At 51.9% G+C, this 8,835-nt stretch carries 5 protein-coding genes; 4 read left to right on the top strand and 1 reads right to left on the bottom strand.

Translation table 11 applies throughout. The annotated features are described in order from the left end of the window. The first annotated feature begins 802 nt into the window (after positions 1-802). From RC85_RS23755 to RC85_RS23740, 4 genes are all read left to right on the top strand, one after another. Positions 803-1,330: a helix-turn-helix domain-containing protein gene (locus RC85_RS23755; protein ID WP_068267236.1), complete on the top strand. Its 528-nt coding sequence runs from the start codon at positions 803-805 to the stop codon at positions 1,328-1,330. A 9-nt stretch (positions 1,331-1,339) separates the two neighbouring features. After that, the gene (locus tag RC85_RS23750) at positions 1,340-2,860 is read left to right on the top strand and encodes a hypothetical protein (RefSeq protein WP_149752837.1); all 1,521 of its coding nucleotides are present in this window, start codon (positions 1,340-1,342) and stop codon (positions 2,858-2,860) included. Beyond that, positions 2,857-5,559, top strand: coding sequence for an ATP-binding protein (locus RC85_RS23745; RefSeq protein WP_068267234.1), 2,703 nt, complete (start codon positions 2,857-2,859; stop codon positions 5,557-5,559). The genes RC85_RS23750 and RC85_RS23745 overlap by 4 nt, the downstream gene beginning before the upstream one ends. 66 nt (positions 5,560-5,625) lie before the next feature. Then, positions 5,626-6,867, top strand: coding sequence for a response regulator (locus RC85_RS23740; RefSeq protein ID WP_068267233.1), 1,242 nt, complete (start codon positions 5,626-5,628; stop codon positions 6,865-6,867). Between the two features lie 109 nt (positions 6,868-6,976). On the opposite strand, the gene RC85_RS23735 is transcribed toward RC85_RS23740, so the two are convergent. Then, positions 6,977-8,611, bottom strand: a complete 1,635-nt coding sequence (locus RC85_RS23735; protein WP_068267232.1) for a serine/threonine protein kinase — start codon at positions 8,609-8,611, stop codon at positions 6,977-6,979. Positions 8,612-8,835: the final 224 nt, after the last annotated feature.

The raw sequence follows: 8,835 nt of genomic DNA, 5'->3' as shown, positions 1-8,835 counted from the left end.
GGTTTCGCGGCGTAGCCGCGAAACCGAGCCAGAGAATTGATGTGGGGCAGCCGGCCCTCCGGGCCTAACACGCAGTAACTGATGCGACGTCCCGAGCGAAAGGCGACGATAAAAAGTCGTACGTTCCTAAGAGGTTATTTCGCAACGGTTCCTCAGCATATCGCGAAGGGATTGGGTTCCCCAATTGAGAGCTAGTTCACGCCCGATTAATTTGTTTCTGAGCGTGATTTGATACCGTTCGAACGACGCGTCAGAACCGCCAGGAAATGCGTTTGAGATGGAAAATTGATTTGATCAAGCTCAAAAGCAGTCGCATCTCGGTTGACCGCGCATAAAAAACGCCCGGAGTTTTGGGGCATAAAACTCCAGACGCATGGTGAGTGACACTATGTGTCACCCACCTAAACGATATCTAGGAAATTGTTCGTTTTCAAGATGACTAATGAGTAATGCCGGTTTTTTGTGTCGAATTTCTGCTTAGACTCTTAGCGATCGTGGAAGACTTAAATGAGAGATGCTCGCGACGCATTCGGACCAGATCTTTCTAGTTCGAGACTGATGATCTAGAAACGAGGAATCGGGCCAGTGATCTGCTGGATGTCTAAGCGGTTATCGGGCGGGCGAATATAATAAAACGCCGAGTTTCCGTTATTAACTCAGTCACTGTGGCGAGGGGGAAGGCGAGGGGCATTCCCGACCCCCCGTCACGGTGGTTTTTCTGGATGGTTCCTTTCGCGATTTGTGTTCCTCTAATGTTCCAGCCCCTTCCTAGCTTGGGGCGTCCGCCTTCGATTAGTGATTGATGACAAGTCGTCTGTCCCGCGGATTGCGAATTTTGGAGCTATTGAAGGACGGGGTTCCAATCGACCCATCCTGGTTGTCTGATTTGATGGCTGTTTCGCGGCGGACCATTTTTCGGGATATCGCCAGTTTGAAGTCGCTGGGTTACGAGATTCATTTCGATCCGGATGCTCCCGGATATTACCTGGACAAAAACGACCCGGTGAAAATCCACGCAAATGGAACATCACCCCCATTCGTCAACGCAGGAGAAACTGACGTTGCCGCTTGTGATCCGCAGAAATATGCGGGCTTGGTCTCTCGTTTGTCCGAAGCGATCGCCCTTCGTCGCGCCGTTTCGATTAAAGTTCGGGTCAGTGCGATGCTGTTTAGTGAATCGAGTATCGTCCTGCCGATCGAGTTGACGTTTGGGTACAGCGGTTGGCGTCTTCAATATAGGGCGTCGCAGGATGAACCGGTGCAAAGCGTCAGGCTTGAAGAAGCAAAATTTCATTTCGACCCCACATCGCAATCGTCCCAGGACGACTAGGTATTTGCATTGGCCAAAGTAAGAAACTTGGCGACAAGTTCGCATGTGCTCTTTGTCAACTCACAAGGTGTCAAAGCACAAGGGTCGTTAGTTCGATTGACGCGGCAGATGGTTGTGTTCGAGGTTTACAATCCTTATTCAATCGTTCAGCTATCCGAAGTCCTATCTGAGCTGCGAATTCAACAAGGTGACCGCCAAACCTACAAAGGGCGAGCGGTGATTACCAACTTGGTGAACACCGGGCTGATGCTGATTGTGTCGGCGTCTTTGGTCGATCCGTGGAGCGACTTGAAAGACCTGAAGCCCGGCCCTGTGCTGCGTTCCTACGTCAATGGGTTCGTTGTTGATTGGGAGATGGCGACTTCGCGTCTGAAGCAACCGTATCAGTTAGCGGTCACGAATTTGAGGAACTATCTTCAGGAACTGAGTCGTTGGCTTGAGCATTGGGAAAGCGAAGCGGGGGTTCATGATCCATCAACCGAAAGTCCACTTGTCGAAGACTTTGTGAATGACGTTGACCGCGAAACCGAGCCAAGGCTGACGACGCTGTACGGTGAATTTGAGGAAGCTTCCCATGGAATTGAAAGGAAGGTGGTTCCGTATCATCGATCGTTTGCCCAACGCGAATTGCATCCGTTGATGATGTCTTCGCCGTTCATGAATCGAGCCTTCAATAAACCGCTCGGATACGCTGGCGATTTTGAAATGGTGCGGATGATGTTGAGTCCGCCTTATGAGGGTGGGAATACGTTTTCAAAATTACTGAACGCTTCGGCGTTGCGACACGAAGCTCCTGCGGCGCACCGAAACCGGATTGACCTGCTAGAAAAATCGCTGAGTCAGGAGACTCAACGTGTGCTATCCAATCGCAGTGCTGACAACAAAGACGATCAGGCGACCGGCTCCGCAGATGCGCTGGACGATCGCGGGCGTCGCATCCAGGTGATGAACTTGGGATGTGGACCAGCGGTCGAAATAAAACAGTTTGCCAAGTCAGAACCGGCGTCCTCGCAAGTTGATTTTGACTTAATCGATTTTAACCCTCAGACGCTTCAACATGTCCACGACTTCTTGATCCCCGAGGTCCAGGCGGTTAGACCCGATACGGTCATCAAAACGGAACAGAGATCCGTCCATGAACTGATTCAGATGTCGGTCGAAGGCAACGGGAAACAGTCGTCATCAGAGTCGTCACCAGAGTCGTCATCAGGCGAGTCACCAGAAGATGATCAGCCGAAGTACGACATGGTTTATTGCGCGGGACTGTTTGACTATTTCCGCGACACCACCTGCGGCTTTTTGATCGAACTGTTCTACTCCTGGACCAAGCCTGGTGGATTGGTGTTGGTGACCAACGTCACACCAAACCACTCTTCAAGAGCGATCATGGGAATGATTCTGGATTGGAATCTTGAGCTGCGTGATGAGTCAACGATGCGATCCCTGGCACCCGACCTTGGCCAACAGAAAACTTACATCGACAAAACGGGCGTGAACGTATTCCTTGAAATTCGTAAACCAGCACGATGACTACTTTGAAAGAGTCAACGTTTGTCGAAAGATCATTGTTGGATCAATCTAGTTTTGCTGCTGGGTTGGAACTAGAAAAAGCGGAAGCGGTTAAGCTGCGATGTGCGGAAAACGAGCGTTCTCTTAGGAAGAAACTCAGTACGTTCGGTTTGGCGATTGGCGTTTTGATGATGCCCATGGGGGCCGGGCTCGACTACGTTTTGTACCCTGATTCAATCTTCGTTTTGTGGGCGATCCGACTGGTCACAACTCTCGTGCTCGGGTGCGGATTATTTCTGTTTTGGAAACATGATCTAGGCGATTGGGTTCAGCCTCTGAGCGTCGCGTTGGTGTTGATCCCTTCGCTTGCGATCGCATTGATGATTTACCTGACCGATGGCGCGGATTCGAAGTACTACTTTGGCTTGATCTTGTTAATGATCGTCGTCCACTTGCTGGCCTTCACTTTCACAGAATCGCTGACCTATTGCTTGGTGGTCTTGGTGTCTTACGCTGCGGCGGTGATGCTGAACGACTCATTCTCTGCGGCAAACTATTCCAGTCTATTTGCTGGAATGTTCTTTCTGTTTACCAGCGGCGTGGTGTGTGTGGTGATTTGTCATCTGGGCAGACAAAATCGAATGAAGGCGATTACGCTGCAGTTGCAACTGGAACAGCAGGCTCAGGAACGTTTAGATTTTCTGGCCGACGTTAGCCATGAATTGCGAACGCCGTTGACGCTAATCGCCGGTCCGCTGGACGAAATTTTGGCCGCTCCGGGACAATTGCGTCAGTCGGTCGGCGAAAGTTTGGGGATCATGCGACGAAACGTTAGTCGCCTACGCTTGCTGGTCGACGATGTGCTAGACGTTGTTCGGCAACGAGGCGAAATTTTAACCTTACAGCAAGAAGAAATTGACGTTCGTGAATTCCTTCAGCAGGTTATGTCCTTGATGGAAGGTGCCGCAAAGGAACAAAGCATCAAGCTGCATTTGGAGGGTGAGACTTCTCCCGTTGAAATCGTCGGAGACCCCATCAGACTCGAACGCGTGATCTCGAATTTGATCGGCAATGCGATCAAGTTTTCACCCAAGCCCGGCGAGATTACGGTGCGTTTGCACAAGGATGCCGAGCATGCGGTCATCGAGGTTTTAGATGAAGGTCCGGGGATCCCGGAAGACGAAACGACGAAAGTTTTCGACCGCATGTTTCAAGCCGAAAATGTGCAGAAAGAGCAGACCGCTCGAGGGCTCGGGCTGGGCTTGGCGATTGCCAAGAAAATTGTTTTGTGGCACGGCGGACAGATTGATGTTCGCAATCGCGAGACAGGAGGGGCAATTTTTCGAGTTCGGCTGCCCCTGGATCCATCGCTTGCCTCGGACAGCTCAGCGACCCACCATCGTCGGCCGTCAAAATCTAGTGTCGTCGCGAAGTCGCGGGCGAGCACAGAGAACCCGTTGCAGTTTCTGCCCGACGCTCCAACGCAAGCGAGCAACATGTCGTCAGGGAAAATTCATGGCAATGTGTTGATCATTGATGACGAACCAGAGATTTGCTCTTACTTGAAAGATTGTCTCAAACGCAATCATCACGTGGAAACGGCATCCAACGCGAATCAAGGCATTGCCAAAGCGGTTGAGAGTCCGCCGGATTGTATTTTGCTAGACTACATGCTGCCCGACGTAAAAGACTTTTCAGCGTTAAGGCAACTCCGCAACGAGCCGCGGCTTGTCGATACTAGGATTCTGATGCTGACCGCCAACGCAGACGAAACCATCAAGTTGGCTGCATTGCGTCAGGGTGCAGATGACTTTCTTTCAAAGCCATTTGGGGTCGCCGAATTGATCGCCCGCGTGGATGGCTTGGTCAACAGCTCGCAAACTCATCGCGCTTTGATCGCGGAGAAAGCCGCGTTGTCAAAGTCAATGGAAGAGCTCCAGCAAGCCGAGTTGAAGCTTCTGCAAAGCGAGAAAATGAGAACGCTTGCTGATCTATCAGCCGGGTTGTTGCATGAGATTCAGAATCCGGTCCATTATTCGTCGATGGCTATCAGCGTGCTCAAACGCCGAGACGACCTGGACGAGATGGCACGCGATACGATCAATGATATTTCCGATGGCGTGACGCGAATCGGCAGCATTGTTGATGATCTTCGGTCCTTTGCGCATCCAGAGACTCAGGGTGCTTACCAGCCGGTCGATGTAAGAGAAGTTGCCAAAACGGCAAAGCGTTTCTCCGTCGGCGAACTCGATAGCGTTCTTTTTGAAATCGAGGAGCAGGGTCCGCTGGAGGAAAAAGTTGATGGCTCAAAAAGTCAGTTGGTGCAACTGGTGCTAAATCTAATTGTCAATGCAGTCAACGCGATGAACGGCTCTGACGAAGCGCGAATTCGGATCGCGGGGGAACGAATCGGGGACCGATTAAGGGTAGCAATCTCGGACAACGGAAAAGGCATGACCGATCAACAGCTAGAACGCGTTGGCGAGCCGTTTTTTACAAACAGCGAAGGTGGGCTGGGGTTGGGGATTCCAATCTGTAAAACGATCGTCGAAAACCATGGAGGAAAACTGTTGTTCGAAAGCGAACTCGGCGAAGGTACCACGGTTTACTTCGATCTCGGTTTGGCTGCTGCAAGCCCAGAATCTGCAAGCCCGCAATCTACGAGCCCAGAATCTACGAGCCCAGAATTGAAGAAACCCTTTGCGTCTGAACTGACCTGATGCTGTCGTCCTAAGCATGACGCATTTTCACTATCCAAGAACACTTTCCTGAATCATTGGTCCGAGATGAATCCTATTTCAAACAAGATCTTGTACGTCGATGACGAACTTATCGCGCTAAAGTACTTCACTCAGTTCTATGGCGAGAAGTTTGATGTTCTGACGGCGTCCTCTGCTGATGAGGCGATCAAACTGATTGAACAGGATCCTCGTCAAATTTCGGTGCTGGTCACCGATCAAAAGATGCCCGGTCGTACTGGGGTTGAATTAATGGAGCATGTGCGAGGTTGCTATCCGCACATCGTTCGAATTTTGACAACCGCCTACAGCAACATGGACGCGGCGATAAAGGCGGTCAACGAAGGTGGGGCGTTTCGATATCTCACGAAGCCATGGAACGAAGGGGAGATGGAAGGAACTCTATTGCGTGCATCGGAGTATCATGCCGCCATGGTCGAGCGGGATCGATTGCTGTCGGAAAAGCTGAGTGTGTTGCATCGCCTTATCGTGATGGACCGAGTTCGGGGACTTGCAACCATGGCAACCGCAATCAATGGAAGGCTGCGTAACGCTTGGTCTGCGTTGGTTGGGTACATGGAGCAATCACCTGTCACACGCCGGGTTCAGGTGCAGATGGAAGAAATTGCAGGGCTAAACATGGTTGCTCTCGCACGTCACGAATCAGAGGCAATGGTGAAGACCGTTCAGATGATTCTTTCCGACACGGTTGCGAAGTCGACGGGCGATGATGCGGCGATTGATATCGCCGAAGTGACCAAAGAATTGGCAGAACACCTACGCCAAGAATTGTCGGAGGACGACTTGGAACTTGAAGTCAGCGGCATGGACCAACCGCAGATCATTGCCGGCGACAAAGGCATGATTGAAAACATGATTCGAATCATGGTTCGCCGCCTTTCAGATATTCAAGAATTGCCCTCGAAAATCTCAATCGAGTTGTCTCCCAACGCCGACGAGATTCAGTTGATTGTCCGCGGTGGATTCGCCTCGCTGGAGGCTGCACAGATCGCATCCTTCTTCGCGGCCGCCATTCCGCTTCGAAAGTGGCCCATCGGCTTGGACATGGATTTGCTGAGTTGTTTTATGATCTCGCATCACCTCGGTGGTCAATTCAATGTTCAGGCTGATGATGAAACTGGCCCCGCCTTAATCGCCACTCTGCCAAGAAATGCAAACGATATCGCGTCGCAGGCTTCCGCATTGCAAACGATCAATCCCGAGTGGTTCGACACCGTCTATGAATCACTCGAAAAATGGCAGTCCGAGATCCTGAGCGAAACAGCTTAAGGGTTGATCGACAAACCCAAACCCTAGTCAAGCAACTCTGCATCGGCACGTCGCTCACACGTTTCGTTGCCAAACAGGCTTTCCAATTCGTACTTCGCTCGTTGGTTTGCTAGTCGTTGCTTCCTGCATCGTTGCGGTTTTCTGCAAGTCGATCCTGTGCTTGGGCGACTAGGGGGGCGACTTTGTCGTTGTTGGCGTAGAGTTCGACGACGCTGTACCAGATTTTTCTGGCGGCGATCACTTTGCCTTGGGTCTGTAACCTTGCTGCCTGATCTAGCTTGGCTTGAATGATGCGTGATGCTTCATCGTCTTTGCCTCCGTCACTTTCTATTTTTCCAATCTGCCGGCGGGCAAGATTGACGAAGGCTTTGTATTGTGGATCGTCGCCCAGCAGCGTCACCATGCTGCGGTATTGATCCAGAGCGGTTGCCGAATCACCGAACCTTTCAAACTGACTTGCTTCGGCATACAAACGTTCGGCTTCGTCTTTGAGCGGTAGGTTGCGTTTTAGCTTTTTCTCGAGCGCACTTTCTGCTTGTAGCATTTCGACTTGATCGATCTGCTCGGCCGCCCAATCGGCGTGCTGGCCGTCGGGGAATCGTTTGATCATGGGAACCAGAAAGTTGTTTTTGGCGTGCATCATTGATGTCTTGGTCCCTTCATTGATCAACGCTTCGGCTCGCGTCCGCATATTGTCTTCGCTGAGCGGCCAAAGCACGTATGCGAAGATCGCTGCGATCAAAACCAAACCGCCGATCAGGACTGTGGGGCGGTCATGCCATGCCACCGATTGCTGGGCCGGATTGTCATCGAGCGAAAGAGCATCGCGACCAAGCAATTTTCTGGCGATGTCTCGGTCGTCCTGATTCGTCACGCTCAAGGGACTGAATCCGCTCGATGCGTGCTCGGCTACTCCGGTTCGCGACATCGATCGTTTTCGGACTTCGGCCAGCGCAAGTTTGACCGCGGCTGTTCCGTGCGGCCGAGCGGCTGGATCTTTCTGCAACAGATGCATGATCAACTTGTCCAGCCATACCGGACATTCCAACACGATCGACGCGGGTGATTCTGGTACGTCCGTTCGCACGCTGGCCGAAATCTGTTCAATCGTATCGCCGCTCGCGGGCGTGCGACCGGTGACGGACAGATACATCATGGAACCCAACATGTACAAATCACTGTGGGGCGAATGAGCCGCTGGATCGGTCAACATTTCAGGTGGCAGTAGCGACACTTCGGACGGTGACGGTGGACGTCCGGTGCGATAGGGCGTGTCGTGTCGTTCCATCCGAACGTCAACCAAAACCGGGCTGAGTCCCGTGAAGATGACCTTGTCGGGATACAGTGCGCCGTGGACCATGTCTTGGCAGTGCAGGTATTCCAACGCCTCGACAATCGATTGAGCCATGTCGAGGACCGATTCCCAGGACAGTCTGTTCCGGCGAGACAATTCGCTTTCCAGCGTTTCGCCTTCGATCAATTCGTAAGCCAGGTAGGCATCGGTTTCTTCAAAGCCGCCGCCGTAGCATTTTGCGATCGCTGGGTGAGAGATCGTTTTTAGCTTCGTCCATTCGGCCGCGAAGGCTGCACGTGCTTCGGGTGTCCCGCCAAACGGTGCGGCAAACACTTTGACCGCGACTGACTTTTTCAGTTGAACGTGAATGGCACGCCAAACGCAGCTTTGCGATGGATGATCGCCAAGCTTCGATTCAATCGCTAAGGGTCCAAGGCGACTACGTGGCATCAGCGAAGTGACAGAAATGGTAACGAGAAAGATAATTCAGACGCGAGTATACCTTAGGAACGAGCGGGGAATAAGTGTCGCCTTTCGCAGGTGATTTCGTAGGGGACGTCGTATTAATTACTGCACGTTAGGCCCGGAGGGCCGGCAGCTCTCTGCCGGGGATGTAAATCCCCGGATGGCAGCGTTATCTCTCACCATTTCTCTGTAACCAATTCTCTGGCTCG

Origin of the sequence: Rubripirellula obstinata, from assembly GCF_001642955.1 — a bacterium.
GTDB lineage: Bacteria > Planctomycetota > Planctomycetia > Pirellulales > Pirellulaceae > Rubripirellula > Rubripirellula obstinata.
Note: the sequence above shows the minus strand (reverse complement) of the source record. Positions and strands in the feature narration are given on the sequence as shown.

Excerpts from the sequence above, each read along its gene's own strand:
- RC85_RS23755 (WP_068267236.1), top strand. The coding sequence starts at position 803 with ATGACAAGTCGTCTGTCCCGCGGATTGCGAATTTTGGAGCTATTGAAG.
- RC85_RS23745 (WP_068267234.1), top strand. The coding sequence starts at position 2,857 with ATGACTACTTTGAAAGAGTCAACGTTTGTCGAAAGATCATTGTTGGAT.
- RC85_RS23740 (WP_068267233.1), top strand. The coding sequence starts at position 5,626 with ATGAATCCTATTTCAAACAAGATCTTGTACGTCGATGACGAACTTATC.
- RC85_RS23735 (WP_068267232.1), bottom strand. The coding sequence starts at position 8,611 with ATGCCACGTAGTCGCCTTGGACCCTTAGCGATTGAATCGAAGCTTGGC.